25 protein-coding genes and 1 pseudogene are annotated in these 26,228 nt (G+C 40.8%); 22 read left to right on the top strand and 4 right to left on the bottom strand.

The window, feature by feature from the left end; translation table 11 throughout:
• Nucleotides 1–64: 64 nt before the first annotated feature.
• Together LPB220_RS06345 and LPB220_RS06340 are read left to right on the top strand one after the other, a co-directional pair.
• Nucleotides 65–1,792 carry an ABC transporter ATP-binding protein gene (locus LPB220_RS06345; RefSeq protein ID WP_150906224.1) on the top strand — a complete coding sequence of 576 codons (1,728 nt, stop codon included), beginning with the start codon at nt 65–67 and terminating at the stop codon, nt 1,790–1,792.
• Nucleotides 1,789–3,531, top strand: coding sequence for an ABC transporter ATP-binding protein (locus LPB220_RS06340; RefSeq protein ID WP_150906222.1), 1,743 nt, complete (start codon nt 1,789–1,791; stop codon nt 3,529–3,531). The genes LPB220_RS06345 and LPB220_RS06340 overlap by 4 nt, the downstream gene beginning before the upstream one ends.
• A 99-nt stretch (nt 3,532–3,630) precedes the next feature.
• Here LPB220_RS06340 and LPB220_RS06335 read toward each other — a convergent pair whose 3' ends face one another.
• Nucleotides 3,631–4,371: an amino acid ABC transporter ATP-binding protein gene (locus tag LPB220_RS06335; RefSeq protein ID WP_150906220.1), complete on the bottom strand. Its 741-nt coding sequence runs from the start codon at nt 4,369–4,371 to the stop codon at nt 3,631–3,633.
• The gene (locus LPB220_RS06330; protein ID WP_150906218.1) at nt 4,371–6,554 is read right to left on the bottom strand and encodes an amino acid ABC transporter substrate-binding protein/permease; all 2,184 of its coding nucleotides are present in this window, start codon (nt 6,552–6,554) and stop codon (nt 4,371–4,373) included. The genes LPB220_RS06335 and LPB220_RS06330 overlap by 1 nt, the downstream gene beginning before the upstream one ends.
• A gap of 262 nt (nt 6,555–6,816) precedes the next feature.
• On the opposite strand from LPB220_RS06330, the gene LPB220_RS06325 reads away from it, so the two are divergent.
• A complete protein-coding gene (locus LPB220_RS06325; RefSeq protein WP_150906216.1) occupies nt 6,817–7,755 on the top strand; it encodes a CPBP family intramembrane glutamic endopeptidase in 939 nt (312 codons plus the stop codon).
• Between the two features lie 102 nt (nt 7,756–7,857).
• On the opposite strand, the gene LPB220_RS06320 is transcribed toward LPB220_RS06325, so the two are convergent.
• Entirely contained in the window at nt 7,858–8,934 is a 1,077-nt protein-coding gene (locus LPB220_RS06320; RefSeq protein ID WP_023918271.1) for a sensor histidine kinase, read from the bottom strand.
• Nucleotides 8,919–9,590 carry a response regulator transcription factor gene (locus LPB220_RS06315; protein WP_031575109.1) on the bottom strand — a complete coding sequence of 224 codons (672 nt, stop codon included), beginning with the start codon at nt 9,588–9,590 and terminating at the stop codon, nt 8,919–8,921. The genes LPB220_RS06320 and LPB220_RS06315 overlap by 16 nt, the downstream gene beginning before the upstream one ends.
• Nucleotides 9,591–9,748: 158 nt before the next feature.
• Here LPB220_RS06315 and LPB220_RS06310 point away from each other — a divergent pair, with 158 nt between their 5' ends.
• The 19 genes and pseudogenes from LPB220_RS06310 (at nt 9,749) to LPB220_RS06220 (ending at nt 26,210) form a co-directional block, all read left to right on the top strand.
• Entirely contained in the window at nt 9,749–10,459 is a 711-nt protein-coding gene (locus LPB220_RS06310; protein WP_150906214.1) for an ABC transporter ATP-binding protein, read from the top strand.
• A gap of 1 nt (nt 10,460) precedes the next feature.
• Nucleotides 10,461–11,270, top strand: coding sequence for a hypothetical protein (locus LPB220_RS06305; RefSeq protein WP_191904628.1), 810 nt, complete (start codon nt 10,461–10,463; stop codon nt 11,268–11,270).
• Entirely contained in the window at nt 11,254–11,943 is a 690-nt protein-coding gene (locus LPB220_RS06300) for a hypothetical protein (protein ID WP_150906210.1), read from the top strand. The genes LPB220_RS06305 and LPB220_RS06300 overlap by 17 nt, the downstream gene beginning before the upstream one ends.
• A 260-nt stretch (nt 11,944–12,203) precedes the next feature.
• On the top strand, nt 12,204–14,192 hold the full coding sequence (uvrB, locus tag LPB220_RS06295) for an excinuclease ABC subunit UvrB (protein WP_150906208.1): 1,989 nt from the start codon (nt 12,204–12,206) through the stop codon (nt 14,190–14,192).
• A gap of 14 nt (nt 14,193–14,206) precedes the next feature.
• Entirely contained in the window at nt 14,207–14,704 is a 498-nt protein-coding gene (locus tag LPB220_RS06290) for a GNAT family N-acetyltransferase (protein WP_120701880.1), read from the top strand.
• Nucleotides 14,705–14,798: 94 nt separating this feature from the next.
• Nucleotides 14,799–15,422, top strand: coding sequence for an NAD(P)H-dependent oxidoreductase (locus tag LPB220_RS06285; protein ID WP_150906206.1), 624 nt, complete (start codon nt 14,799–14,801; stop codon nt 15,420–15,422).
• Between the two features lie 103 nt (nt 15,423–15,525).
• Nucleotides 15,526–15,879: a diacylglyceryl transferase gene (locus LPB220_RS06280; protein WP_150906204.1), complete on the top strand. Its 354-nt coding sequence runs from the start codon at nt 15,526–15,528 to the stop codon at nt 15,877–15,879.
• 42 nt (nt 15,880–15,921) lie between these two features.
• Nucleotides 15,922–16,353 carry a hypothetical protein gene (locus tag LPB220_RS06275; protein ID WP_150906202.1) on the top strand — a complete coding sequence of 144 codons (432 nt, stop codon included), beginning with the start codon at nt 15,922–15,924 and terminating at the stop codon, nt 16,351–16,353.
• 26 nt (nt 16,354–16,379) lie between these two features.
• Entirely contained in the window at nt 16,380–16,850 is a 471-nt protein-coding gene (locus tag LPB220_RS06270) for an 8-oxo-dGTP diphosphatase (RefSeq protein WP_191904593.1), read from the top strand.
• A gap of 290 nt (nt 16,851–17,140) precedes the next feature.
• Entirely contained in the window at nt 17,141–17,845 is a 705-nt protein-coding gene (locus LPB220_RS06265; protein ID WP_150906200.1) for an ABC transporter ATP-binding protein, read from the top strand.
• Nucleotides 17,846–17,848: 3 nt separating this feature from the next.
• Nucleotides 17,849–18,946, top strand: a complete 1,098-nt coding sequence (locus tag LPB220_RS06260) for a hypothetical protein (protein ID WP_150906198.1) — start codon at nt 17,849–17,851, stop codon at nt 18,944–18,946.
• Nucleotides 18,947–19,029: 83 nt separating this feature from the next.
• Complete coding sequence (locus LPB220_RS06255; protein WP_003016342.1) at nt 19,030–19,434, top strand: PaaI family thioesterase; 405 nt, start codon at nt 19,030–19,032, stop codon at nt 19,432–19,434.
• Complete coding sequence (locus tag LPB220_RS06250; RefSeq protein ID WP_150906196.1) at nt 19,409–20,161, top strand: HAD family hydrolase; 753 nt, start codon at nt 19,409–19,411, stop codon at nt 20,159–20,161. The genes LPB220_RS06255 and LPB220_RS06250 overlap by 26 nt, the downstream gene beginning before the upstream one ends.
• A 128-nt stretch (nt 20,162–20,289) precedes the next feature.
• Nucleotides 20,290–20,625: a zinc ribbon domain-containing protein YjdM gene (locus LPB220_RS06245; protein ID WP_003016288.1), complete on the top strand. Its 336-nt coding sequence runs from the start codon at nt 20,290–20,292 to the stop codon at nt 20,623–20,625.
• Nucleotides 20,626–20,870: 245 nt separating this feature from the next.
• Nucleotides 20,871–21,506: a Pr6Pr family membrane protein gene (locus tag LPB220_RS06240; RefSeq protein ID WP_150906194.1), complete on the top strand. Its 636-nt coding sequence runs from the start codon at nt 20,871–20,873 to the stop codon at nt 21,504–21,506.
• A 262-nt stretch (nt 21,507–21,768) separates the two neighbouring features.
• Nucleotides 21,769–22,287: a bifunctional pyr operon transcriptional regulator/uracil phosphoribosyltransferase PyrR gene (gene pyrR, locus LPB220_RS06235; RefSeq protein ID WP_003001719.1), complete on the top strand. Its 519-nt coding sequence runs from the start codon at nt 21,769–21,771 to the stop codon at nt 22,285–22,287.
• A 46-nt stretch (nt 22,288–22,333) separates the two neighbouring features.
• A complete protein-coding gene (locus LPB220_RS06230; RefSeq protein WP_003016291.1) occupies nt 22,334–23,257 on the top strand; it encodes an aspartate carbamoyltransferase catalytic subunit in 924 nt (307 codons plus the stop codon).
• 125 nt (nt 23,258–23,382) lie between these two features.
• A pseudogene (locus LPB220_RS06225) lies at nt 23,383–24,474 on the top strand (carbamoyl phosphate synthase small subunit).
• Nucleotides 24,471–26,210, top strand: coding sequence for an ATP-grasp domain-containing protein (locus LPB220_RS06220; protein ID WP_150906192.1), 1,740 nt, complete (start codon nt 24,471–24,473; stop codon nt 26,208–26,210). The pseudogene LPB220_RS06225 and the gene LPB220_RS06220 overlap by 4 nt, the downstream one beginning before the upstream one ends.
• The last annotated feature ends 18 nt before the right edge of the window (nt 26,211–26,228 follow it).

The following is a 26,228-nucleotide window of genomic DNA, read 5'->3' as shown; positions in this document are numbered from 1 at the left end:
AGTTTTTTCATCTTAAGAATTTGTGGTAAAATATGTATATCCATTAAAAAAAGAATCGAGTCGTATGAAATCATTATTGAAGTATTTTAAGGGCTATCTATGGGAAACTTTTCTAGGGCCCGTGTTTAAACTTTTAGAAGCTATTTTTGAATTGTGTGTCCCCTTAATCATCGCCCACTTAGTCGATCAGGTCATTCCGAAAAAGGAAACGAGCGCAGTGGTGATGACGGTCGGTGTTTTGTTTTTATTTGCGAGCTTTGGTGTTGTCGTAGCTATTACGGCCCAGTATTTTTCTTCTAAAGCAGCTGTCGGTTTTACCCGCGAGATGACCAAGGATTTGTATGATAAGATCTTATCACTTCCAAAGGACAAACGAGATAGGATCGGGACTTCTAGTTTGGTAACCCGTCTCACTTCTGATACCTATCAAATTCAGGTTGGGATCAACCAATTCTTGCGCCTCTTTTTGAGGGCACCGATCATTGTCTTTGGATCTATCATCATGGCCTTCACCATCAGTCCTAAACTTACTCTTTGGTTCTTGGGGATGGTGGCGATTTTAACCTTGATTATTGTGATCATGTCTCGGAGGGTCAATCCTCTTTTTGCCAAGATTCGGAAAATCACAGACCGAATGGTCACGGTGACGCGTCAGCAATTTCAAGGGTTGCGGGTGATTCGGGCCTTTGGACAACAGGCTGGTGAATTAGAGGATTTTAGAGAGGTCAATCAGGACTACAAGATCTGGCAAATTCGTGCTGGTATCTGGTCTAGTTTGGTGAGTCCCTTGACCTTCCTTGTGGTCAATACGACCTTGGTTTTTGTCATTTGGCAAGGACAATTGAATATCTCTGCTGGTCTTCTAACCCAAGGGATGTTGGTCGCTTTGGTCAATTATTTATTACAAATTTTAACAGAATTGATCAAGCTGGCTATGCTGGTCACGTCCTTAAATGTCAGCTATATTTCAGCCAAGCGTGTCCAAGAGATTTTTGATTTGAAGGAAGAAGACCTCTTAGAAGCTTTGCCAGTAGAAACTGCAAGAGAGCAAGAAGCGATCAGCGCCCAGAAAGTTTCTTTCACTTATCCAACGGCTTCAAGCCCGGCTCTAGAAGAAATTTCCTTTGATTTGGATCATGGACAGATGTTGGGAATTATCGGTGGTACAGGATCTGGGAAGTCTACGCTGGTTCAGTTATTGAGTCATTTGTATGCCGTTAGTCAGGGAAAATTAGCCCTCTATCATCAAGGTCACTCTCCTCAAACTCTCAAGGAGTGGAGGGAGTGGGTAGCTGTTGTCCCACAGAAGGCAGAGCTCTTTCGAGGGACTATCCGCTCGAATCTCTTACTAGGGATGGAAGAAAATCTATCGGATGAAGATTTGTGGTGGGCACTAGAAACAGCTCAGGCGGCTGATTTTGTCCGTGAAAAAGAAGGACAACTCGATGAGCCAGTGGAAGCCTTTGGTCGAAATTTCTCAGGTGGCCAACGTCAACGGTTGACCATTGCGCGAGCCCTTTTGAAGAAGGCTCCTTTCTTGATTTTGGATGATTCAACTTCTGCCTTGGATTATTTGACGGAAGCTCGTCTCTTAAAATCGATTAAAGAAGAATTGAGTGATACGAGTTTGATCTTAGTATCACAACGAACCAATAGTCTCAAGTCTGCTGATCAGATTTTGGTCTTGAACAAGGGACATCAAGTTGGACTGGGAAATCACGATTTCCTCTTGTCTACCAATGAGATTTATCAAGAAATTCATTATTCACAACACGGGAGGGAGGAAGCATGAGTCAAAAACGTTCTAGTTATTTAAAACGTCTGTTTAGAGATTTTGCCAACCATCCCGGGCTTCTGATTCTAGCTAGTCTCGGAACCATCGCTCAAGTGGCCTTAACGGTTTGGTTACCGATCCTGATCGGACATGCAGTTGATTTAGTCATCAATCCTCAAGGGATGACAGTCTTATGGCCTGTCTTGATCCAAATGGTTCTGGTCATTGTGGCCAATACCTTGATCCAATGGATCAATCCTCTTGTCTACAATCAATTGGTCTATCGGTTTAGCCAAAGCCTGAGAGCAGAAGTGATGGAAAAAGTACACCGATTGCCCTTGTCTTATCTAGATAAACAAGGGAGCGGGGACTTCGTCAGTCGCCTCACGACCGATGTAGAGCAACTTAATAGCGGTCTTCTGATGGTCTTTAACCAGTTCTTTGTTGGCCTCCTAACCATTCTTGTCACCATCGTGACCATGGCAGAATTGGATTTCTTTATGATGGTGGCGGTTCTGGTCTTGACCCCTTTATCCCTCTTGATTGCTCGTTTTATTGCCAAGCGTTCTTATACGCTTTTCCAAAAGCAGACCAAGGCGCGTGGTCTTCAAACTCAGTTGATCGAAGAGTCTTTGACGCAAGAAAGTTTGATCCAGTCCTTTAATGCTCAGGATCAATTCCGTACGGCTTTTAAAGGGACTAATGAAAGCTATGCCAATTATTCCCAATCCGCTGTCTTTTATTCTTCAACTGTCAACCCTGCCACTCGCTTTGTGAATGCCTTGATTTATGCGGTAGTGGCTGGATTTGGTGCTGTACGCATTATTTCGGGATCTCACTTTTCTGTTGGTCAATTGGTGACCTTCCTCAATTATGTCAACCAATACACCAAGCCCTTTAATGACATCTCCTCTGTCTTGTCAGAACTCCAAAGTGCCCTTGCCTGCGCAGAGCGTTTGTATAGCGTCTTGGATCAAGCTGAGGTCGAAGAGACGGGGCAACGGGTCCTGGAAAGTCAGGATGTTAAAGGCGAGATTGGTTTTGAACACGTCACATTTGGCTATGATTTGGGGCGGACCTTGATCAAAGATTTAACCATTCAGGTTCCAGCTGCCAGTAAAGTGGCCATTGTAGGACCTACAGGAGCTGGAAAGTCGACCTTGATTAATCTGCTCATGCGTTTCTACCCTGTTAATTCTGGAGAGATCACGATTGATGGGGTGCCAATTACGGACTACACCCGTGCTTCTTACCGCCAACAGTTTGGTATGGTTTTGCAAGAAACCTGGCTCAAGGTCGGGACGATTCATGAAAATATTGCCTTTTCTCGTCCAGATGCAACTAGAGAAGAAGTCATAGAAGCAGCCAAAGCAGCCAATGCAGATTTCTTCATTCGGCAGTTGCCACAAGGGTACGATACCTATCTTTCAGATGCTGGAGAGTCTTTGTCTCAAGGACAACGCCAACTCTTAACGATTGCGCGGGTTTTCCTTTCAGTTCCTAAGATTTTAATCTTGGATGAGGCGACATCCTCCATCGATACTCGGACTGAGATCTTGATTCAAGATGCCTTTAATCAGCTCATGAAGGGGCGGACCAGCTTTATCATTGCTCACCGCTTATCTACCATTCAAAATGCTGATATGATCCTTGTCATGGTGGATGGCGATATTGTTGAGCATGGCACTCATGAAGAGCTAATGGAAGCGCAAGGTGTTTACTACAAGATGCAGACTGCTCAGCAACAGATTAGTTAAAATGAAAAGCATTTTCAGGTTTGAAAATGCTTTTTTAGTCTAAAAAAACATCTAGCAATTTTGCTAGATGCTTCAAAAACCAATCGTTAGTTTATCTTTTTAAACATTTAGAACCTTATCTAAGAATTCTTTCAAACGTGGGTGTTGGGGGTTGTCGAAGATTTGGTCTGGTTTGCCGTCTTCGAGGAATTCACCATCTGCGGTGAAGATGACGCGGTTGGCTACTTGGCGGGCAAATCCCATCTCGTGGGTGACGATAATCATGGTCATCCCTTGCTTGGCCAAGTCCTTCATAACGTTCAATACATCTCCAACCATCTCAGGGTCAAGGGCAGAAGTCGGTTCGTCAAAGAGCATAATATCTGGATTCATGGTGAGTCCACGGGCAATGGCCACACGTTGTTTTTGACCACCGGAAAGGCTGTTTGGATTGGCATCGGCTTTATCTGCGAGACCAACTTTTTCCAATAATTCCATCCCGACTTTTTGAGCTTCTTCGCGAGTCATCAGTTTGTGCTCTACTGGCGCAAACATAATGTTTTCTAGGACGCTCATGTGAGGGAAGAGGTTGAAGTGTTGGAAAACCATCCCAATATTTTCACGGACTAAATCAACATTGGTTTTTGGATCGGTTAGATCATATCCATTTACGGTAATTTGACCTTTTGTCACTTCTTCGAGGAGATTGAGACTACGTAGGAAGGTCGATTTACCAGAACCGGACGGTCCGATAATACAGACCACATCCCCTTCGTAGAATTTCGTTGAGATTCCTTTTAAGACCTCATTTTCACCATAGTATTTGTGGAGGTCATGGACATCAATTTTTAATTTAGCCATTAGTTAACCTTCTTTTCTAATTTTTTTGCAAATCGTGTTAGCAAGGTGATAATCACGAGGTAGAAAACGGCAAGGATAGCATACATCTTGAAACTTTGGTAGTTTCGAGCAATGATGATCTTACCAGTTTGGAAGAGTTCGACCAATCCGATCGCAGAAACGATCGTCGTATCTTTCAGGGCAATGACGAATTGGTTAACAAAGTTTGGAAGCATGAGTTTGGTTGCTTGTGGCAAGATGATCTTGCGCATGGTCTTGCCATAAGAGATCCCAAGGCTTCGGCTGGCTTCCATCTGTCCAATCGGTACAGCTTGGATCCCCCCACGAACAATTTCTGCGATATAGGCAGCAGCATTGAGAGAGAGGGCGATGGTACCTGCGACAAAGTCGTTGATTGGGGATTGATGACCTGTGACCGATTCAATCAAGTTTGGAATTCCCCAGAAGATGAAGGCAGCGAGGATCATGAGTGGGATCCCACGAATAACATCGACAAAGATTTCTGCTGTCCAGCGGAGCCACTTATAAGGGCTAACACTAAACATCCCAAAGATAACACCGATCACCATAGCAATCGCGAAAGAGAGAAGTGCAAGGGCAAGGGTTACACCCAAACCACTTAGCAATTGTTTGTAGTTGTTTTGGAGCAAGCCCCAGATTGTTGTTTCATCTACGGCTGTACTTGAAGTACTTGATTTGCTATCTGACTTAAGATATTTATCGAGAATCTTTTGGTATTGGCCATTTTTCTTCAAGTTTGCAAGACCGTTATTGAACATTTCGATCAATTCAGGATTTTCACCTTTTTTAACGGCAAATGCTAGTTGACCACTTGGAGTTCCTTCGATAGGTGTTTTGAATTTACGTCCTTGTTTAATAGAGTATTTGATGACGGGTTCGTCATCCATAATCGCAGCGACAGAACCTGAGTTCAAGCTATCATACATAGAAGCCCCGTCAGAGAAAGTTTTGATCTTGTAACCATATTTATTTTTATTCTTTTCAAGGAAGGTCTGTGATGCAGTTCCGTTTTTAACACCGACCGTCTTACCTTTTAAGTCATCGTAAGAATCAATCTTGCTATCTTCTTGGACTGCAAGAATAGAGTTAGCAGTATAATATGGTTCAGAAAAATCAAATGTTTCTTTCCGAGCATCGGTCACAGTCATCCCTGCGATCATTCCTTGTGCATGACCAGATTGGACATCACTTACCGCAGCGTCAAATCCAGGGTTATCAATTTCAATGGTAAATCCTTGGTCTTTGGCAATGGCCTTGATCAAGTCCATATCGATCCCTGTATACTTATTTTTCCCATTCTGGAAGACAAATGGTGCAAAAGATGAGTCACTTGAAATTACATATTTTGACTTTTTAGGCGTTGCTTTTTGTCCAGCAGGAGTTGTTGTTGTTGGAACAGCACTGTTAGCAGTTGATTGGCTTTCACCGGTCCATTTCTTGATGATCTCATCAAGTGTTCCATCAGCTTTCATTTGAGCGAGGGCCTTGTTAAATTCAGTGATCAACTTTTCATGATTTCCACCTTTTTTAACACCAAAGGCAAAGCCACCGACTGCTTCCCCGTCCATATTGATAGCTAGGTCCTGACCCTTTTGGATGGCATATTGAATAACAGGTTGATCATCCATGACTGCATCCACTGCACCAGCTGTTAAACTGTTGTACATGAGATCACCCGTATCAAAAGTCTTGATCTTGTAGCTATACTTGTCCTTGTTTTTATCGAGGAAGCGTTGGGCTGCAGTACCGTTTTTGACACCGACTGTCTTTCCTTTTAATTGGCTGTACTTCGTGATTTTGTCAGCTTTCTTTGTCGCAATGACAACTTTTGTATCGTAGTAAGTATCAGACATGGTGAAGACTTTTTCACGTTCAGTTGTTTTGGTCATTCCGGCCATAATGGCATCTGCTTGACCAGCTTGGACAGCATTGACTGCAGCATCAAATCCAGGGAAGGATTTCTCTAAATCCCAGCCATTGATTTCAGCGACCTTGTCCAAGATTTCTACGTCAATTCCTTTATAGGTTTGATCTGAATCTTTAAATTCAAATGGTGCATAAGCTGTGTCGAAAACGACCTTGATCGTCTCAGCATGAGCATGACCAGCGAATGCTACCAGTGGAAATAAGAAAAGCAAATAGGCTAGTAATTTTTTCTTCATTTCTGTCTCCTTTTTCTTCATTTCTCTTTGGGTATTTGACCCATGAGTGCATTGACCAAAGGATGGCCTGAAAAAACAAAACATTCATACCAAATAGAGTATGAATGATCTTATGTTTTTCTATAAAAGCTATTATATCAGAAAAGTATCAGTTTAGCAAGAAAAACCAGCTTTTGATGTTAGGTTTTCTGACATGAAGTGGTGTTGCAGGTCTGGATTTTCTTTGCTACAATGGACCTATCAGATAAATGGAGGTTACTAGATGAAGAAAGGGTTGATCATTCAAGGTATTAAAACGAAAACTTCTGTGTCAGTTTTCGTTTCTACACTATTCTACGTGTTTTTAGCTTCCTTCTTTATAGAAGGGGGGCTATGGCTCAGTAGTGAATTGGTGGTACCATTTTCCATTGCAATAGGTTATCTAGCCGAGTTCTTCTCACCAGGAAATAGGGTTGCAAGTATTCAAGAGTTTTTCTTCCATTATATTCTCTATTATGAGCTCTTCAGTTTTGTATTTATTCTCATCCTCTTTATTTTTTGGGTGAAAGTAATAGAGAAGAATTCCTTATCAACTTTAGGTTTTGTAAAAAAGAACTGGCTCAAGTATCTAGGTTTGGGGATCTTGCTTTCCCTTCTTCAAATGGGTGTGATTGCCCTTGTCTACCAAGTCAGTGGCATCGGGTCTTTTGTGTTAAATGAGCTCAGTTTAGAGCCCTTGCTTTTTATCCTAGGATTATTTCCATTTTGGCTCCTCCAAGGGGGGACGGAAGAAGTAGCGACGCGAGGTTGGCTTCTGACTCGGATTGCTGCAAGAACTAATCTGCCTTTAGCGATCGCGATTTCTAGTAGTCTCTTTGGCATTCTGCATATGGGAAATGCAGGAGTGACCTTCTTATCCGTTCTGAATATCATCCTCGATGGAGTGCTGGCTGGTCTGCTTTTTATCTATACGGATAGTATCTGGCTAGTGGTCGCCCAACACGGAACTTGGAACTATGTACAAGGAAATCTCCTTGGTTTTCAAGTCAGTGGCACAGGCGCAGATGCGTCTATCTTTAGTTTTACCATGGGAGATGGACCTGACTGGTTGACCGGAGGGGCATTTGGAGCAGAAGGATCAATCATCACCACTCTGGTTCTTCTTGTATCCCTAGTGATTGTCTATCGCTTAGGGGAGAGGAAAGAAAAGTTTGATGACTAACCTCTGTGTAATGTCTGAAAGTCATATATGAAAAAGACAAACACCAAAAATGACGTTTGTCTGCCTTCTGAGTCGAACACATATTGATGAGTTCGGCTTTTTCTATATAATAATGGGAATGATTAGCTTGACTTGTGCACCATTATGAATATTTTCTAAATGCATAGTTCCATTATGAAGTTTCATGACGCGTTTCACGAAAGATAAACCAAGTCCAAAGTGACTTTCTTGAGAGGGTGTTCTTGCTTGGTCCTCTTTATAGAAAAGATTTCCAGCATGGTGTAATACATTTTTTGAAAAAGTAGATTGATTATTCCATATGGTTAGAACTAATCGATTATTTTCTTGTGACATTGTTAGCTGGATCTTTGCATCATTTTCTTTTTGATGTTGTATTGCATTATTAATAATATTGGTGATTGCTCGAAAAAATAGATTGGAATGAATGGCAATTTGTGTTGATGGAGTTACTGTATTTGAAAAAACAAATTGTGTACTTCTAGGGAGTAACGGAGTAATATGTTCCTTCAATTGATGAGTTAATTGTTGAATCGATATATTTTCAAGTTGAATATCATGGTCGTAAAAGGTTTTGGAATATTGGATAAAGTGGTTAAAATAATCGTTTAACTGAATGCTTGCTTGCTCAAGATCTTTTAGACATTCCATTGTTTGAGGTGTTTGCTCAGTGGATTGTAAGAATTCAGCATTTCCTCTGATAACAGTTAGAGGGCTACGAAGATCATGTGCAGCGCTAGATACTTGAAACATGAGTTCTTTTTTTTGATCTTTTTCATTTTGAATTCTATTTTTTATATCAGATTGCATTTTTTCAATCAGATCGTTTGTTTCAATGAATTCTTTAATCTGCAAATGGTGATGTTCATTTTTGGTGAAATATAGTCCACTATGATAAACCATGTTCATTTCTTTTTGAATCTTGGTTAATAATTGTCTAATATTTATTACAATGATAAAAATTAAAATGATGCAAAGATAAATCCAAGAACTGACGCTAAAAAATAAAGCAAAGCGATTAGCATTTTTCTCATTGATTCCAGATACAGAAGATAGAAGAGCTGGAACTATGTAAAAAAGTATCAGACATAGAAGAAATTGCCAAATGATTTTAAGGTAGGTACGCTTAATGAGTTGCTTGATTGTCAATTCTTTTTCCATTTGTATCCTCCTCCCCATACTGTTTTGATGGGATCAATTTGATGAATCTTAAATTTTTGTCTGATTTGATAGATGTATTCAGTAATGGATCGTAGTTGTGCATCAGAGTCTACAGGATAAAGATAATTGTAAAGTTCTTCTATGCTAAATATTCGGTTTTCATTTTTTGCTAAAAGATAAAGTAAATCAAACTCTCGCTTGGTTAATGAAATTCTCTTTGATTGATAATAAACTTCTTGACTATCTCGATAAAAAGTTATATTTGAATCCATCTCTTCTTTAGAGGCGTTGTGAGATCTTTCTTCCCTCCGAAGATGCATTTGAATTCTTGCAATCAATTCCTTTATGCTGAATGGTTTTGTGATGTAATCATCGGCTCCGGCTTGTATTCCTTTTAGTAAATCTTCTTCAAAATCTTTAGCTGTTAGAAATAGAATTGGAGTAGTAATTTGTGAACGAATGGAACGACAGATTTCTAAACCAGAAATAGGCATCATGACGTCAAGTAAAATTAGATCGAATCCAGTAAAGTCACAGATATTAATCTCCTCTATATTTTTACGAGTTTCCACGTGAAAGTTGTTCGCTTTTAATGTATTCGCTATTAATCGTAAGATTTTTTCATCATCGTCAATGGCTAAAATTTTATACTTCATAGTTCCTCCAATTATATGAGCATATTATAGCAAATATAGAATGCAATTTGTTAGAAATGAAGAAAATAATTATTCTGATAATTTCCTGATTTTCTCCTGTTATACTTGCTCCAAGTGAAGGTGGAATTTCACTAAAAGTCAGAAGGGAAAAAGAATGAATGATAACAATTCAAAAGCTACATAAGGAATATAATAATAAAATTGTCCTTCAAAACGTGTCTTTCAAAGCTAAGAAAGGTGAGATTACTGGATTGATTGGACCGAATGGATCTGGAAAATCAACTTTAATCAGAATTTTACTTGGTTTAGAAAATAGTCAAATGGGAATGGCGTTGATCGATGGAAAAAAATACTCTCAATTGGGAGATAATCCTTTTGGTATTGTTGGATCGTTCCTTGACAGTTGCCAACCTTACCCAACCAGAACAGGATTTCAGCATCTTCGGTGGATTGGCTTGGCTTGTGGGGTTGATAGAAATAGGTGTAAGGAATGTTTAGAGTTGGTGGGGTTAAGTGAAGCTAAAAATAAAAAAGTAAAAGACTATTCATTAGGAATGAAGCAACGTCTTGGGTTAGCGACAGCCTTATTAGCAAATCCTGACATCTTAATTTTAGATGAACCAATCAATGGACTAGATCCAGAAGGAATTCGCTGGGTACGTAATTTTTTACAATCTTTTGTCAATGAAGGTAAAACTGTATTAATGACAAGTCATTATATGAGTGAGTTAGAATTAACTGTAGATCATTTGGTTGGTATTTCTAATGGCAAAATTGTTATTGATGCTCCTACAAAAGATATTTTGAAACAGTTTGGCTCTTTTGAGGAAGCATATTTTAAAGCACTCGAAGGGAAAGAAGGTGAATAATTTGTTGAAGCGTTCCTTTTTTAGTGACCTTTATAAATATAGTAGTTTACCTACTTTTAAAGTTACTTTTTTTCTTATTTTGGGAGTCAGCATATTTTTTTCAATTCAAAATATCCAGGTGATAAATGCCTTAGTAGAAGGAAATGGACAGGCGGTTAACCTTGATCCATCTATGTTATCATCGAATCCAGTGTATACAGTCAGGGATGCTCTCTTATCTTCACCCTACCAAGCAAGTGTTATTTTCTTGCCAATTCTTGTTTCACTTGTTTATTCAACCCATTATCAATTTGGTGATGATTATTTTAGCCAGTTATTGATTCCTAACTGGAAAGTTCGTCTTGCTGGGTTTATTGCAAGTTCGATTGTCCTATCGTTATTTTCTACTTTAATATTTTCTATAGTAAACGCTGTTATTTTATTCGTTTTTCTAGATTCAACTCTAAAGAATTTTTTAGAATTGACATTGTTTTTAGATGTCACGGTAAGAGTTATGATATTTGCAATCGTTCTTACTTTATTAGCTTTACTTTTCGTAATCGTAACAAAAAAATCAATTACTTCATTAATCGCAAACGTTTTATTATTAGTCATCACTTTGTCAGGTGTTTTAAGAGGAATTTCTTCGAAATTAGAGAATCTAATGCCTTTAATCGGAGCAAAATCATTTGCTTTTGGCCGAATTGAAGGGACTCAAACGAGTCAATTGTATGGATGTACTCTTTTAGTAGCTGAAGGGATCTTGTTCTTGGTATTAATAATCGTTGTAGAAAAGATTCGAATGGGGAGGAAGAATGGCAAGTCTATTTAGAAGTCTTATCGTCAAAAAATATAGTTTAAAACCTGTAAAGTACCAGATAGCCATACAGTCACTTTTAATAGTTTTCATATGTCTATTAGGTGTGTTACCAGTTGCAATTAATGGTACAATTGTAGAATTATCTTTAAAGCAAGCTCTTGTTTTTGCATCAATGCTCTCTGTTGGAATTGGATGTGTTAATGCATTTGTTGAGTTACAATCACACGAAACAAAACTAGTTTACTTGGTAAGCGGAAAAAGGATCTTGAGTTCAATTAGGATTCTGTTTGTAGAGTTATGTGATGTAGTACTACAATCAACCTTGTATTTCAATGTACTGCTTATATGGTTTCATTTTTTTAGTAGCGAAAATGGTGTCAGTTTAGATATTTTCAGCTTCTATTTGATTGGCTCCATCCAATACTTTTTGATTTCTTACTTTTTAAGTTATTTTTTCAAAAGTCCAATGGGGAGTTTAGCTATTTTATTGCTATTTCCTATTTTAGTACAACCATTCATAGAAAGAGTAGTGGAACCATTGACTAGTTACCTATTTTATAATATTGTTGCGGATACAATATTAGGGAGAGCTTCTTATTTGCAACTCTGTACTTACATTATTGGACTGGTATGTTCACTTGGAGCAACTCTCTACCTCTTGGTAAGGAATCAAGAAGTTAAGTAGTAAAGCGGTACGGAAAAATTGATACTGATGTTTATGACGTATTGTATTGTTTTAGAATAAAAGACAAGACTTTCGAAGGATTTTCGAGAGTCTTATTTAGTTCTCATGCTAAGACGTGTCCAATTTATTATATTTTAAATTAAGCATGTACTGAATTAATGGATTATGTTGTTACATCTTGTATCTCCATGTCATTTCCCATCTCAGAGAAATTTGGTGATTTATGGTAAAATAAGGTCTATATATGTGAGGACAAAGAGATGATTAACCGAATTACAGACAACAAATTTAAACTGGTCTCCAAATACCAACCGTCTGGGGATCAACCGCAGGCCATCGAGCAGTTGGTGGATAATATCGAGGGGGGCGAGAAGGCCCAAATCCTAATGGGGGCGACTGGTACGGGGAAGACCTATACCATGAGCCAGGTCATCGCCCAGGTCAATAAACCGACCTTGGTAATCGCCCATAATAAGACCCTTGCTGGCCAGCTTTATGGAGAGTTCAAGGAATTTTTCCCTGAAAATGCGGTCGAGTATTTCGTATCTTACTACGATTACTACCAGCCAGAAGCCTATGTGCCATCGAGCGATACCTACATCGAAAAAGATAGCTCGGTCAATGATGAGATTGACAAGCTTCGCCACTCAGCAACCTCCGCTCTTTTAGAGCGCAATGACGTCATTGTGGTCGCGTCTGTTTCCTGTATCTATGGGTTGGGTTCGCCTAAGGAATATTCCGACAGCGTGGTCAGTCTGCGTCCGGGTCTGGAGATTTCTCGTGATAAACTGCTCAATGACCTGGTGGATATCCAGTTTGAGCGCAATGACATCGATTTTCAACGGGGCAAGTTCCGTGTTCGAGGAGATGTAGTCGAGATTTTCCCAGCTTCGCGTGATGAGCATGCCTTTCGAGTCGAGTTTTTCGGGGATGAGATTGAGCGGATTCGTGAGATTGAAGCTTTGACCGGTCAAGTCCTCGGTGAAGTAGACCACTTAGCCATTTTCCCAGCCACTCACTTCGTGACCAATGACGACCATATGGAAGTGGCCATTGCCAAGATTCAGGCTGAACTGGAAGAGCAGTTAAAAGTTTTTGAAAAAGAAGGCAAGCTCTTGGAAGCTCAACGCCTGAAGCAACGGACCGAGTACGATATTGAAATGTTGCGAGAGATGGGTTACACCAATGGCGTGGAGAACTATTCCCGCCATATGGATGGACGGAGTGAAGGAGAACCACCGTACACCCTTCTGGACTTCTTCCCAGAAGATTTCCTCATTATGATCGATGAAAGCCACATGACTATGGGGCAAATCAAGGGCATGTACAATGGAGACCGCTCGCGTAAGGAGATGCTGGTCAACTATGGCTTCCGTTTGCCATCAGCCTTGGATAACCGGCCTCTGCGTCGTGAGGAGTTTGAAAGCCATGTCCACCAGATCGTCTATGTGTCAGCGACACCAGGTGACTACGAGATGGAACAAACCGATACCGTGATCGAGCAGATCATTCGTCCGACCGGCCTTCTGGATCCAGAGGTGGAAGTACGCCCTACCATGGGACAAATGGATGATCTCTTGGGTGAGATCAATGCACGTGTGGAACGTGGAGAGCGAACCTTTGTCACGACCTTAACCAAGAAGATGGCTGAAGATTTGACGGACTACTTCAAGGAAATGGGCGTCAAGGTCAAATACATGCACTCGGATATTAAGACCTTAGAACGGACGGAAATTATCCGTGATTTGCGTTTGGGTGTCTTTGATGTCTTGGTCGGTATCAACCTCCTTCGGGAAGGGATTGACGTTCCTGAGGTAAGCTTGGTTGCTATTCTCGATGCGGACAAGGAAGGATTCCTTCGTAACGAACGGGGCCTCATCCAGACCATTGGTCGTGCTGCCCGTAATAGTGAAGGCCATGTCATCATGTATGCGGACACCATGACCCAATCCATGCAAAAAGCCATTGATGAAACGGCTCGTCGTCGTCAGATTCAGATGGCCTATAATGAAGAGCATGGTATAGTCCCACAAACCATCAAGAAGGAAATCCGTGATCTTATCTCTGTTACCAAGGCAGTGGCCAAAGAAGAGGACAAGGAAGTGGATATCACCAGTCTCAACCGCCAAGAGCGCAAAGAACTGGTCAAGAAACTGCAAGGCCAAATGCAAGAAGCCGTCGAAGTGCTTGATTTCGAATTGGCAGCACAGATCCGCGATATGATGTTGGAAGTCAAGGCCTTGGATTAGATAGGATAAAGCGAATGAAGATTATCATTAAAACAATGGAAACACCTGAAGAGATAGAAGGAAAATCTCTCGTTCATTGGCAAACGTGGAGAGAGGCTTATGACGATCTTTTACCCGCGGATTTTCAGGAGACGATGACATTAGAAAAATGTCGATTCTTTAGTCAAAAATATCCAGAAAATACCTTGATTGCGATGGATGGAAAGAAGGTCGTTGGATTTATCAGCTATGGAAATTACCGTGATGAGACCATTCAAGCTGGTGAAATCATTGCCTTATATGTTTTAAAAGATTACTATGGAAAAGGTGTGAGTAAACAGTTAATGCATGCTGCATTTGTTGCTCTTGATCAATTCTCTGAAATTTATTTATGGGTATTGAAAGATAATAAGCGAGCCATTGCTTTCTATCAAAAAATGGGTTTTACTTTTGATGGCCAAGAACAAATACTTAAACTTGGAAAACCTGTTAAGGAATTGCGGATGATATGTTCTTCAAATAAAAATTCCTAAAGGACGTATCTATCAATCTTTGAGCCATTATCAATTAATCAAGTATAAAGAGTGAAAGAGATAGAACGAAAAAAAGAGTTGGAGGAGAATACGAATGAAAATATTAGTCATCCATGGGCACCCTGATAAGGAAAGTTACTGCCAAGCGATTTTTCAGACAATTGTAAGCAATTTGGATACAAGCCGTCATGAGATTATAACTATTAATCTTAATGAAGAGGATTTTGATCCTGTTTTACGTTATGGTTACCGAAAACGGATGGATGAAGATCCTTTTATCCTTCGTTCCCAAGAATTGATCCAGTGGGCGGATCACCTGATCTTTGTTTATCCCATCTGGTGGAGTAGTATGCCCAGTCTCCTGAAAGGTTGGATTGATCGGGTCTTTACACCGGGGATTGCCTACTCGGCCAATGCTCAGGGCAGCTTTATCTGGAATTACCTCAGAGGCAAACAATTTAAGAAGTTGCTCAAAGGGAAAACAGCCAGTATTTATGCGACTTCCATGGCCCCTACTTGGTGGTACAAGATTTTTTCAGGCCCTCTCAACATTCCTGATAGTTACGGCATTTCTGTCTTGAAAAATGCTGTCTTGAACCATTGTGGGATAAAAACCAAGCGTGTCTGTATTTTGGGTGAAGTCGGCCGGGATGTGAACACCGCTAGCATACGGGAACGGCATCTCCGAAAGGTCGCAGCAGAAGTGAAGAAACTCTGATCCTGTCCTCGTCTTTGTTGGACATGTCCAGGCAAGCGGTTGTATTCTTAACGGATGTTGGATAAAATAGGAATAAAATCTATTAGAAATAGGGGAAATAAATATGTTTCTATTTATGTATATGATCTATGTCATCTATTCCATTTCACAACTGAAAAAAGAAGATAAAAGGGTCTCTCTTATTACGAAGATTGTCGTTTATAGTTTATTGGTTTTATCATTGGTTAAGATCTATTTCGGCTTAGTGGCATTTATATTTTCCCCTTTACCACTAATTGGTTCTATAGTTTCTTTTGCTCTTGGCGGTATGAGACTCGTTCTTAGAATAGTTATAGCTCTTAGCTTACTTTTATTATCGCTAAGTCTATTTTTAGATAGTAAAAAAAATGATCCAGATGCGCCTCAAATTGATCATTGGATTCGATTGGGTTATCATATTCTGTTGATGTTTCTTTAGGAGATCCAGTTTAAACCAATTATTACGAAGGGGAGATCAAACATGAGAAAGTATCTGAACCTGTTTATGATCATGTATCTGATTTTGCTACTTTTTGTTTTTGTCAACTTCCTATTAAGATTGTTTGGCTACGCATTTACGCCACTTCTTTGGAATCCTTGGCTGTATCTTGGAGCTGGGACGGCTTTTGCTCACATCTGGCATCGATTCTATCGAAAACATGCTCCAAATTGGAAGAATCTTATTAGTGTTCTTTTGAGTCTCTTTGCTATGGTGATTTTGGTATTTTTCATTGAGTTGTTCTTTACCTTTGATGGCCATGGTCCGGTAACAATTCACTCGGAATATTCGTTAAAAGAGAAGACCATTGTCTTTGAGAGAGGCTTTCTTTTGGATATTTTTGATGAATACCATGAGCTGGTAAATCCCTTTGTGATGAAGAAAGAGGTAAAGAAAAAAGTTTATTTTGATTAATTGTTAACATTATAGAAAGGAAATTTATGTCACGCGCAACATCTACTGTACTTACCAATCTTTGTTTGGTAGAAGATCCTACGAATGGAAAAGTAGTCCTCCAATACCGCTCGCCAGATCGTTACAAGAAATGGTCTGGCTATGCCTTTCCTGGAGGCCATATTGAAGAAGGAGAAAGTCTTGCAGAATCCGTCATCCGTGAAGTCTATGAAGAGACAGGACTGACAATTGCAGATCCAAAACTCGTCGCAGTCAAAGATTGGCCACTAGACGATGGAGGCCGCTATATTGTCTTTTGCTACAAAGCGACAGAATTCACAGGCCAGCTCAGATCATCTGAGGAAGGAGAAGTTTCTTGGGTTGAGAAAGACCAATTAGAACAGTTGGACTTATCCTACGATATGCTTCCTCTGCTGGAAGTGATGGAAGACCCAGATTTGTCCGAGTACTATTATCGTAAACGGACAGACGATGATTGGGAAAAATTAAGATTTTAAGCAAAGGGCTAGAGGGATCTAGCTTTTTTGCTTGTAAGGTAAAAGAAGAAAGAATATTCCATTCGTGCTTGAATCTGCTTTAAAAAAGTACTATAGTATAAGCATAAAATACAATTGTAATCTTTCATACTGTGAATAGAAAGAAGGCAAGATATGAAATTACAATATAGAATCCTTATAGGAATTTGCTTCTTGATCGGTGCCTTAGTCTTTGCCTTTCAAAAGGAATGGTTATACGCTTTGCTGTTGCTTTTAGTTGGGGCTTCTTACCTTTATAAAGGAGTGCGTCGATGAAGAGTGAGTGTTTAAACATCAAGGGGCTAAATGTTTGGTATAAAAAAGACAAGCCCGTTATAAAAGACACGAATTTGCTTGTACCCAATCATTCTGTAGTAGGGTTGATTGGTCGAAATGGAGCAGGGAAGACAACCTTGCTAAAAGCTTTAAGTAGTGTCTTTGATCATCGGCAGTATGCAGTTGAGACTGTTACCATAGAAGACAAGGCGACCTCTTTTCATACGAATTACTATAAGAGCCGTACCTATACAGTTTTTACTGAAAACAATAGTTTTTTAAACTGGGATTTTGTTCATTATTTTAATTTTGTCTGTCGTTTGTATCATCGAAAGAGAGATGAAACGTTATTGCAGGACTTGATTTCAGGCTTTCATTTTGAAGAGTTTCTCAACACCGACATCGGTAGTTTGTCAACGGGAAACAAGAAGAAAGTCTTCCTGATCACAGCTTTTTATCTCAAACCTACCCTCCTTATATTGGACGAACCATTTGATGGCCTAGATTTTGATGCGACAGAATTTCTATATGGTTTGCTATTGCAGTATAAAGAAGAAGGCTCTATTCTGATGAGTTCGCATATCGCAGAGAGTATCGTTCGGGTCTGTGATACAGCTTATTCTATTGAAGATGGTCACCTAGACGCGATCGAATCGAATTTAGAAGATTGGTTTCATGACGTCAATCGTCAAAGGGGGTAGAGCATGCTACTAGCAATTTTTAGAGATTTGGTATCCAAAAATCGGCTCTTCTTGTTCTTGACTTCCTTAGCCTTTGCTCTTTATTACCATCTTGTTGGGGCCAAATTTTCTTCGAGTTTTCAAGTCTTGCTGATCAGTACGGCTATTGTTACTGCTCTATCAACCTTTCAATTGCTGTATTCCTACTTTTCGATGGAGAGGGTCCAGGCCTACTACCAGCTTCCTTTGTCTCTCAATCGTTTTAAAGGGTCTTTTCTGACGGTAACCTTTCTTCTCAATTTACTAGAGCGCGTGCTGTTATTGATCCTCTTTTTAGGAGTCAGGTTAGACCTGCTACAATCCTTTAAGCTCGTCCTCCTTTCTTTACTGGTGGTATTGAGTGTGTTTTATATCTTTATCCAGTTCAATACAAGGCTAAGTCTTCTAGGAGGAGTACTCATTTCTGTAACGACTGTTCTTACAGCATCTTCTTTATGGGTCCAACAAGTGTCCTATATGATCTTACTGTCAGCCCTCCTTACTGTCTTTATTTTTAAAAATGAGGACTTGATCGCGATTTCAAAAAATGATCAGCTGCTCGTTTCAAAGAGAAGAAGTGGAAATTATTTTTGGATTTCCTTGTTTCAAGAGCGCTATTTTTCCATCAATTTTGTCTTTACTCTCATCTTCCTCCTTCTCATTCTGATACAGGATTATGATGCTCCTTTAAAAATCATCATCCTGTTAACGATTGCTTCTGTCAATACGCCATTAACCACTCTCATTTCTGCTGATAAAGATTTGATTGATCATGTTAAGTCACTACCTAAGAGTCGGTTCTTTTACTTGATGTATTACCGTGTATTGCTGACCTATTTCCTATCTGTGAATCTATTTGTTGCTCTGTTATTAAAAATGGTGGTCATGCCTGACTTGGGGATCCTATTTTTGCTAGGAGTGATGATTCTAGCAGTAGTGGAAGCTGTTTTGCACTTACTGATTGAAATCTATTTCCCTTTAAGAAAATGGAATTTAAAGAGAGAATGTTGGAAGCACCCAAGAAAATACATTGTTCCTAGTATCGTCTTCTTACTTAGTTGGAGTCTCCTTTTCTGCTTCTAAGGAATTGCCCCTTTGCTTGTATCTGCTTCTTAATTGTAGTATGATAGAGGAGTTGAAAAGATGCTAGAAAAGGTGGCAAGTATATGAAAGATTTTCACTTTGATGCAATTGCTGCATTTGAAAATTATGAAATCGAAAAGATGAGAGATGGCCATGTAGTGGTGACAACCAAGGTCGTAGAATCATCGCTCAATTATTATGGAAATGCGCATGGAGGCTATCTCTTTACCCTGTGTGACCAAGTCAGTGGTTTGGTTGTTGTTTCTCAAGGTGTCGATGGGGTAACCTTGCAATCCTCCATCAATTACTTGAAAGCAGGGCGTCTGGGGGATGTCCTCACGATCCATGGTGAATGTGTCCACAGTGGACGGACGACTCGAGTTGTGGATGTCGATATTACCAATCAAGACGGGGCCAATGTCTGCAAGGCAACCTTTACGATGTTTGTTACGGGAGTGAGAGATGAGTCCGCACAAGTACGCATTTAAAAACTATATTTTTGATTTTTATGGAACCTTGGTCGACATCGAAACCGATGAGTCGAGTCCAATTTTATGGGATACTATGGCTCAGATCTACCAATCCTACGGGGCAAGCTACACAGGAGAAGGCTTGCGACTGCGTTATAAAGAGTTGGTGCAACAAGCCGAAGAAGACTTGGCCAAGGAAAAACAAGTTGCCTACCCAGAGATTGATCTGACGGTCATTTTTGTGCAATTGTATTTAGAAGGTCATCCAAGTGGGGATAGTGTTGCCCACCTCAAAGAGTGGGGGCGTTTGATTGCGCGAACTTTCCGTGTCCTTTCTCGCAAGCGGTTGGAGCTTTATCCTCATACGAAAGAAGTATTAGAGGATATGAAAGCTGCAGGTTGCCGAATCTTTCTCTTATCCAATGCCCAAGCAGATTTTACCAATCCGGAGATTGATTTGGTTGGTTTGAGAGAGCTTTTCCATGCCATTTACTTGTCGTCTGACGCAGGTATTCGTAAACCTCAGCCAGAGTTTCTCTTGGAAGTGATGAAAGAACACCAGTTGAACCCTGAGAAAACGGTCATGGTGGGGAATGACTTTACGACAGATGTCGCTGTTGCCCAAAGTATCGGGATGGAGAGTATCTTGATCAATACCTTCCCATACTCTGATGCTGAACTGCGCGAGAAGAATCAAGCAGGTGTGCGCGTGATTCGAGATATTCAAGAATTGCAGGAAGATTGAGAAATATCATCTATGTAGGGAGGCCAAGTCGCCTCCTTTTTTCTTGAAACTCCTACAGTCGAACAGAATTTGTCAAATTTTCGCTTTCATGGTATACTATGAAAGTTAATTTGAATAAGGAGATAAAAATGAATAACTTACCAAACTGTCCAAAATGTAACTCTGAATACGTCTATGAAGATGGAGCGCTCTTGGTGTGCCCAGAGTGTGCCTATGAATGGAACCCAGCTGAGGTCGAAGAAGAAGAGGGTGTCGTAGCGATTGATGCCAACGGAAACAAATTGGCTGATGGCGATACAGTGACCCTGATCAAAGATTTGAAAGTGAAGGGTGCACCAAAGGATTTGAAACAAGGAACGCGCGTGAAAAACATCCGTATCGTGGAAGGAGACCACAACATCGATTGTAAGATTGATGGCTTTGGCGCAATGAAACTCAAATCAGAATTTGTGAAGAAAATCTAAAGATAAGAAGAAATAGCTCTATATAAAGTTCAAAAACTAATAGAGTTGTTTAAGTTTATTATGGAACTTTCCGCTGTGAGAAAAGTAGTTGAAACAGTCTTGTTTCAACTACTCGGGAGTTTTGAAACTTTAGGTTCAAAACTAAGTCATGGAACTTCCTAGAAGTTCGCTGACGTCCGTCTTCACTTAAGGAAAGTTCCTGATTAAACCGAAGGGCCTAGCCCCTTTTCTTTCAGGAGAATACTATGAAATTCAAACTATTGTTTAGCTATCGTTTTCTATTGTTTATTTTGAGTGTCATCGGCGTTTATTTGCAACTCACCAAGCATGGTGGCTTTGGGATGATGCTCTATTACACTATTTTGTCCAACATGTTGGTCATGTTCTTCATGGGAGACATGGTTTGGCGCATGCTTCGTGGTCGTTCGACACAAATACAGGGCTATCTTCGCTTGAAGGGTGGTGTCACCATGTCAATCATGATCACCTGTGTCATCTACCACTTTATGCTAGCACCCATCGCGACACCTGAGAAGTTTTACCGCTTGGAAAACTTCCTCTGTCACTACATTGTTCCCTTGATGTTCTTCTTTGATACCCTGGTGATTGATAAGGCCAAACAGTACCGTAAGTCGGATCCGTTGGCTTGGACAGTGCTTCCCGTTCTTTATATGCTTTTTGCTCTTCTCAACGGTTTGGTTCTGAAGTGGCCAGTACCGGGTGCCAAAGATAGTCCCTTTGCCTATTTCTTTATCAATGTCAATAAATACGGCTGGGCCTTTGTTGGCAAATGGGTGGTGATCATCTTTATCGCTTACCTCTTAGCTGGCTATGTGCTCTATGGGATCAAAAATATCAAGCGAAAATCGGCTGTTTCTTAGTAAAAACCGAACGTTATTCGGGTGAAAAGTCATGTTTTTAAATTTTTTTGAAAAATGTTGAGTTTTTTCTTGCATGTCGTTTGAAACTGTGATATAGTTATCTCAATTAAATAAATCCTTTAATCCTGTCCCGTGAGGCAGGCAAGGAGACTGTGAAAAACAATGGCTAGGACCATAGGGCGAGACTCTATCCTCTTAGACCATTCATTTGCTGAACCTCCTTGAAAAAGGAGGTTTTTCTTTTACAACTAAGGAGGACTGAATGAAAACCAAAGAAGTCGTTGATGATTTGACGATGAAACGGGCCATTACCCGCATCACCTACGAAATCATTGAACGAAACAAAGATTTGAGCCAGATTGTGCTGGTGGGGATCAAGACGCGTGGTGTTTACATCGCTCGCCGGATCCAAGAACGCCTCTCTCAGCTGGAACAAATCGATGTCCCTGTAGCAGAACTAGATACCAAGCCTTTCCGAGATGACATGAAGGCGACAGAAGATACAACGGTTTTACCAGTTGATATCGCTCATAGAGAAGTCATTTTGATCGATGATGTCCTCTATACAGGTCGCACGATACGCGCTGCCATTGACAATTTGGTCAGTCACGGTCGTCCTGCTCGAGTGAGTCTTGCGGTTCTAGTTGACCGTGGGCATCGGGAGTTGCCGATTCGTCCGGACTTTGTTGGGAAAAATATCCCGACAAGTAAGTCAGAGGAAATCATTGTCGAGATGGTGGAGCTAGACGGCCAAGACCGCGTCCTCATCAAAGAAGCTTAAACAAATTGTAAACTATTTGCATTCACATTATAAAAGGAGAATCAACATGTCTGAAAATCAAATCGCTCTTAAAAACCTTGTCTCAATGGAAACTCTTACCAATGAAGAAGTAATGGCATTGATCAAACGTGGGATTGAGTTCAAAAACGGAGCAAAAGCAGCCTACGAAGACCAACACATCATCTCAAACCTTTTCTTTGAACCTTCAACTCGTACCCACAAAGCCTTTGAAGTGGCAGAGTTGAAATTGGGATGTGATCTCCTTGACTTTGATGTGAAGACAAGCTCTGTGAACAAAGGGGAAACACTTTACGATACCATCTTGACCATGTCAGCTCTTGGTGTAGATGTCTGCGTCATCCGTCACCCTGAAGTGGACTACTACAAAGAATTGGTTGAAAGCCCAACGATCACTGCATCTATCGTCAATGGTGGGGACGGTTCAGGTCAACACCCAAGCCAAAGCTTGCTTGATTTGATGACCATCTACCAAGAATTCGGTCACTTTGATGGTTTGAAAGTTTGTATCGCTGGGGACTTGGATCACTCACGTGTGGCTAAATCAAATATGCAAATCTTGAAACGTTTGGGAGCAACCCTCTACTTTGCAGGTCCAGACGAATGGAGAAGTGCGGAATTTGAAGACTATGGAACCTTCGTCACTATCGATGAAGTCATTGAAGAAGTGGATGTGATGATGTTCTTGCGTGTGCAACACGAACGTCATGATTACGAATCACTCTTCTCTAAAGAAAACTACCACCGTCTTCATGGCTTGACTCAAGAACGTTATGACCGTATGAAAGATACAGCGATCTTGATGCACCCAGCACCAGTCAACCGTGACGTTGAAATTGCGGACCACTTGGTAGAAGCTCCTAAATCTCGCATCGTAGAACAAATGACCAACGGTGTCTTTGTCCGTATGGCCATCATTGAAGCCGTTCTTAAAGGTCGCGGTGCAAAATAAGATAACTGACAATTCATTGAAAGGAAAGGAAGAGGACAGAGTAGACAGCTACATGGAATCTGACTTTCCTTTTTTTGAGGAACTATGATAAAATTGGATTAGTGTAAAAAGAAGGGAGGGGTTCGATGAAACGATTATTGGTCCTAGAGGATGGGACTGTATTTGAAGGAGAAGCCTTTGGTGCAGACTTATATGTGACTGGTGAATTGGTCTTTACGACAGCCATGACAGGCTATCAAGAATTGATCACGGATCAGGCTTTTAGTGGCCAGATCCTCTCCTTTACCTTTCCAGTTATTGGCGCAACAGGGATCAATCGAGATGATTCTGAATCGATTACGCCCACTTGTTTAGCAGTAGTCGTTCAGCATCTAGTGGAGATGCCGAGCAATTGGCGGTAGCAGATGACCTTGGATGAATTCTTGAAGCGAAAAAAAATCCCTGGTATTGTAGGGATTGATACGAAACAGGTGGCAAAAATTGTCCGCAAGTATGGACGGATGAAGGCGACTGTCATTAACAAGGGGGATTCGATCGAGCATATCTTGGATCAGTTGCGAGCAACGGTCCTTCCCAAAGACCAAGTGCGTCAAGTTTCTACAAAAACGGCCTATGCTGTACCAGGTTTTGGAAAGAGTATTGCCTTGATTGATCTAGGGGTCAAGCACTCTGTCTTACGCCAGCTGAGTCAAAGGGACTGTAATGTGACAGTTTATCCCTATGATATCTCTTATGATGAACTGATGGAACAGCAGCCCGATGGCGTTATTTTATCCAGTGGGCCTGGCGATCCCCATCAGGTGAAAAAACTCTGCCGCTTGATCAAAAAGCTCAATGGTCAGATTCCAATCTGGGGTATGGGCTTGGGAGCACAGGTATTGGCTCAAGCTTACGGGGCTGAGCTAGCTCCCATGGAAGTTGGGCATTTCGGTTTAAATATTCCTGTACGTGAAATTGCGACAGGGAAAATCGAGATAACGAGTCAAAATCACTTGTATAGTATCGCACGCGATAGCCTACCCCATGATTTATTGGTCACGCATGAAAACGTCAATGACCATAGTATCGAAGCTTTTCGCCATCGTTACCAACCGATTTTAGGGGTTCAATTCCAAGTGGATGCGAGTCCAGGGCCAAGGGAAAATCTCTATTTTTACGATGAATTTTTAGAATTGATTGATGCCAAAATTCACGAAAGTAGAAGGGAGAAGGAATGATGAAAGAAAACCAGAAATTGCTTCTCCTATGTGGAGATTCTTATCAGGATATTAGCCTCTTGGTTGCGGTAAAGGAAGCACAAAAACTTAATGCCAAGGATGGGAATGCTCTGGTCCTTTATCTGGGCGAAGAAAATACTATCACCCAAGAAGCTGGAAAACAGGTTGTAGTCAGTAAGCTTAAGCTGGATGCTCTTAGGACGATTCTTCTTTCTTATACTCGATCTCGCTTGCTCTTAGCTTTTGCGGATAAACAGATTTTAAATCTCTTATTTCGATTGGAAGAAACTGGATTTTTCAAAGAGGCATCGATTAGAATTGTGGGACCGAGCCTTCAACGTTACCGCACCTTTTATCAGCAGGCGGATCAACGACGTCTTTTTCAAGAGTTGGGCTATCAGGTACCCGCTTCCGCACTGGTTGGTTCTGTTCGAGAAGCCATTGAGTTTTCTGAAGGCATTCAATTTCCCATTATGATCTGGCCGGTAGCGAGTAAGCAAGGGCAGGGGCGAAAGATTGCTCATAACCTGGATGACTTGTGCGAAGCAGTAGAAACAGGACTTTCGGTCTCTCCAAGTCAGCAGTGTTTGCTAGAGTTTTCGACCTATGGCTTTAAGGAATTGGATTTTGTGGTCATGCGGGATCGCGAAGACAATCACTACCTGGCGGCCTCTATTGAAAGCATTGATCCTGTCGGGATCCACTCTAGTGACTCTTATCAATTTATGCCAGCGGTCACCCTGACTGACCGGGAGTTTCAAAATCTTCGTGAAGTAGCGATCCACATCAGTCGCTATTTGAAGCTGACAGGAGCCATTTCGATCAAGTTTGCTTTGGATCCGACGAGCTATGCTTTTTATATCCTAGAAGTTAATCCATTTGCTTCAGACAGTATCTCGATGGCCTCAATGGGCTTGGGCTATTCCTTGTTTGAGCAAGGTGTTCAGTTACAATTGGGACGCTCTCTCGAGCATCTGCCTCATCCCTTGTTAAAGGATTTAAAGGCCGTTTACGAACCAAGTTTGGACTATATCTTCTTTAAGATTCCGATTTTTTCTGATGCTGCTAAAAATGCCCGCCTCAATACCCAAATTCACTCTTATGGGGCGGTTTATGGATTTGGGAAGAGAATCGATGAGGCTTATCAACAAGCCCTAGAAACCATTAAAGACAAGAACTTGCTGACCGTTTTTCCTGAAGAAATGAGCGATGATGAATTAATCCAGAAAATTGCTCGTCATATGCCCCACCGGCTCTTCTATATCTTAGAGGCTCTGAAACGTGGTTTTGAGTTTGAGGAACTCTTGGATTTGAGTAAATTAGCACCTGTTTATTTGCAGGTCCTAGCCAACCTTGTAGCGATGGATAAAACAGAAGAAGTTGCAACAAGCCCAGCCTTTCTTCCGGTTGAGCCATCAGCTGGCTTATATGAGGTCAAAGTGGGAGCAGCCTATTATCTGACCCAGAATGGAACCAATGAATCATTGGGTTTGGACGCGCCTTGTGTCTTGGTGGATGATCTAGAAATCCGCGATGTCCAATTTTATGAGAAAGTCCGCCTACAAGTTCAAAAGCTGAAAGAAAAGGGACAAGAAGTGATCTTGCTCACCAATCGCCCTTTTACAGAATCCTTGGCAGATAAAGTCTACTATCTTCCGATCAATGAGACAAGCCTTCACCTGATTCAGAAAATTGATCAGGTCAAAGATATTGTCAAGCTTTCTAATAGACAATAAAGGATCCGGACAAACTAT

Source organism: Streptococcus sp. LPB0220 (assembly GCF_008727815.1).
Classification (GTDB): domain Bacteria; phylum Bacillota; class Bacilli; order Lactobacillales; family Streptococcaceae; genus Streptococcus.
Note: the sequence above shows the minus strand (reverse complement) of the source record. Positions and strands in the feature narration are given on the sequence as shown.

What these genes read in the sequence shown, in the direction of transcription:
- LPB220_RS06345 (WP_150906224.1), top strand. Translation starts at nt 65, where the DNA reads ATGAAATCATTATTGAAGTATTTTAAGGGCTATCTATGGGAAACTTTT.
- LPB220_RS06340 (WP_150906222.1), top strand. Translation starts at nt 1,789, where the DNA reads ATGAGTCAAAAACGTTCTAGTTATTTAAAACGTCTGTTTAGAGATTTT.
- LPB220_RS06335 (WP_150906220.1), bottom strand. Translation starts at nt 4,371, where the DNA reads ATGGCTAAATTAAAAATTGATGTCCATGACCTCCACAAATACTATGGT.
- LPB220_RS06330 (WP_150906218.1), bottom strand. Translation starts at nt 6,554, where the DNA reads ATGAAGAAAAAATTACTAGCCTATTTGCTTTTCTTATTTCCACTGGTA.
- LPB220_RS06325 (WP_150906216.1), top strand. Translation starts at nt 6,817, where the DNA reads ATGAAGAAAGGGTTGATCATTCAAGGTATTAAAACGAAAACTTCTGTG.
- LPB220_RS06320 (WP_023918271.1), bottom strand. Translation starts at nt 8,934, where the DNA reads ATGGAAAAAGAATTGACAATCAAGCAACTCATTAAGCGTACCTACCTT.
- LPB220_RS06315 (WP_031575109.1), bottom strand. Translation starts at nt 9,590, where the DNA reads ATGAAGTATAAAATTTTAGCCATTGACGATGATGAAAAAATCTTACGA.
- LPB220_RS06310 (WP_150906214.1), top strand. Translation starts at nt 9,749, where the DNA reads ATGATAACAATTCAAAAGCTACATAAGGAATATAATAATAAAATTGTC.
- LPB220_RS06300 (WP_150906210.1), top strand. Translation starts at nt 11,254, where the DNA reads ATGGCAAGTCTATTTAGAAGTCTTATCGTCAAAAAATATAGTTTAAAA.
- uvrB (WP_150906208.1), top strand. Translation starts at nt 12,204, where the DNA reads ATGATTAACCGAATTACAGACAACAAATTTAAACTGGTCTCCAAATAC.
- LPB220_RS06290 (WP_120701880.1), top strand. Translation starts at nt 14,207, where the DNA reads ATGAAGATTATCATTAAAACAATGGAAACACCTGAAGAGATAGAAGGA.
- LPB220_RS06285 (WP_150906206.1), top strand. Translation starts at nt 14,799, where the DNA reads ATGAAAATATTAGTCATCCATGGGCACCCTGATAAGGAAAGTTACTGC.
- LPB220_RS06280 (WP_150906204.1), top strand. Translation starts at nt 15,526, where the DNA reads ATGTTTCTATTTATGTATATGATCTATGTCATCTATTCCATTTCACAA.
- LPB220_RS06275 (WP_150906202.1), top strand. Translation starts at nt 15,922, where the DNA reads ATGAGAAAGTATCTGAACCTGTTTATGATCATGTATCTGATTTTGCTA.
- LPB220_RS06270 (WP_191904593.1), top strand. Translation starts at nt 16,380, where the DNA reads ATGTCACGCGCAACATCTACTGTACTTACCAATCTTTGTTTGGTAGAA.
- LPB220_RS06265 (WP_150906200.1), top strand. Translation starts at nt 17,141, where the DNA reads ATGAAGAGTGAGTGTTTAAACATCAAGGGGCTAAATGTTTGGTATAAA.
- LPB220_RS06260 (WP_150906198.1), top strand. Translation starts at nt 17,849, where the DNA reads ATGCTACTAGCAATTTTTAGAGATTTGGTATCCAAAAATCGGCTCTTC.
- LPB220_RS06255 (WP_003016342.1), top strand. Translation starts at nt 19,030, where the DNA reads ATGAAAGATTTTCACTTTGATGCAATTGCTGCATTTGAAAATTATGAA.
- LPB220_RS06250 (WP_150906196.1), top strand. Translation starts at nt 19,409, where the DNA reads ATGAGTCCGCACAAGTACGCATTTAAAAACTATATTTTTGATTTTTAT.
- LPB220_RS06245 (WP_003016288.1), top strand. Translation starts at nt 20,290, where the DNA reads ATGAATAACTTACCAAACTGTCCAAAATGTAACTCTGAATACGTCTAT.
- LPB220_RS06240 (WP_150906194.1), top strand. Translation starts at nt 20,871, where the DNA reads ATGAAATTCAAACTATTGTTTAGCTATCGTTTTCTATTGTTTATTTTG.
- pyrR (WP_003001719.1), top strand. Translation starts at nt 21,769, where the DNA reads ATGAAAACCAAAGAAGTCGTTGATGATTTGACGATGAAACGGGCCATT.
- LPB220_RS06230 (WP_003016291.1), top strand. Translation starts at nt 22,334, where the DNA reads ATGTCTGAAAATCAAATCGCTCTTAAAAACCTTGTCTCAATGGAAACT.
- LPB220_RS06220 (WP_150906192.1), top strand. Translation starts at nt 24,471, where the DNA reads ATGATGAAAGAAAACCAGAAATTGCTTCTCCTATGTGGAGATTCTTAT.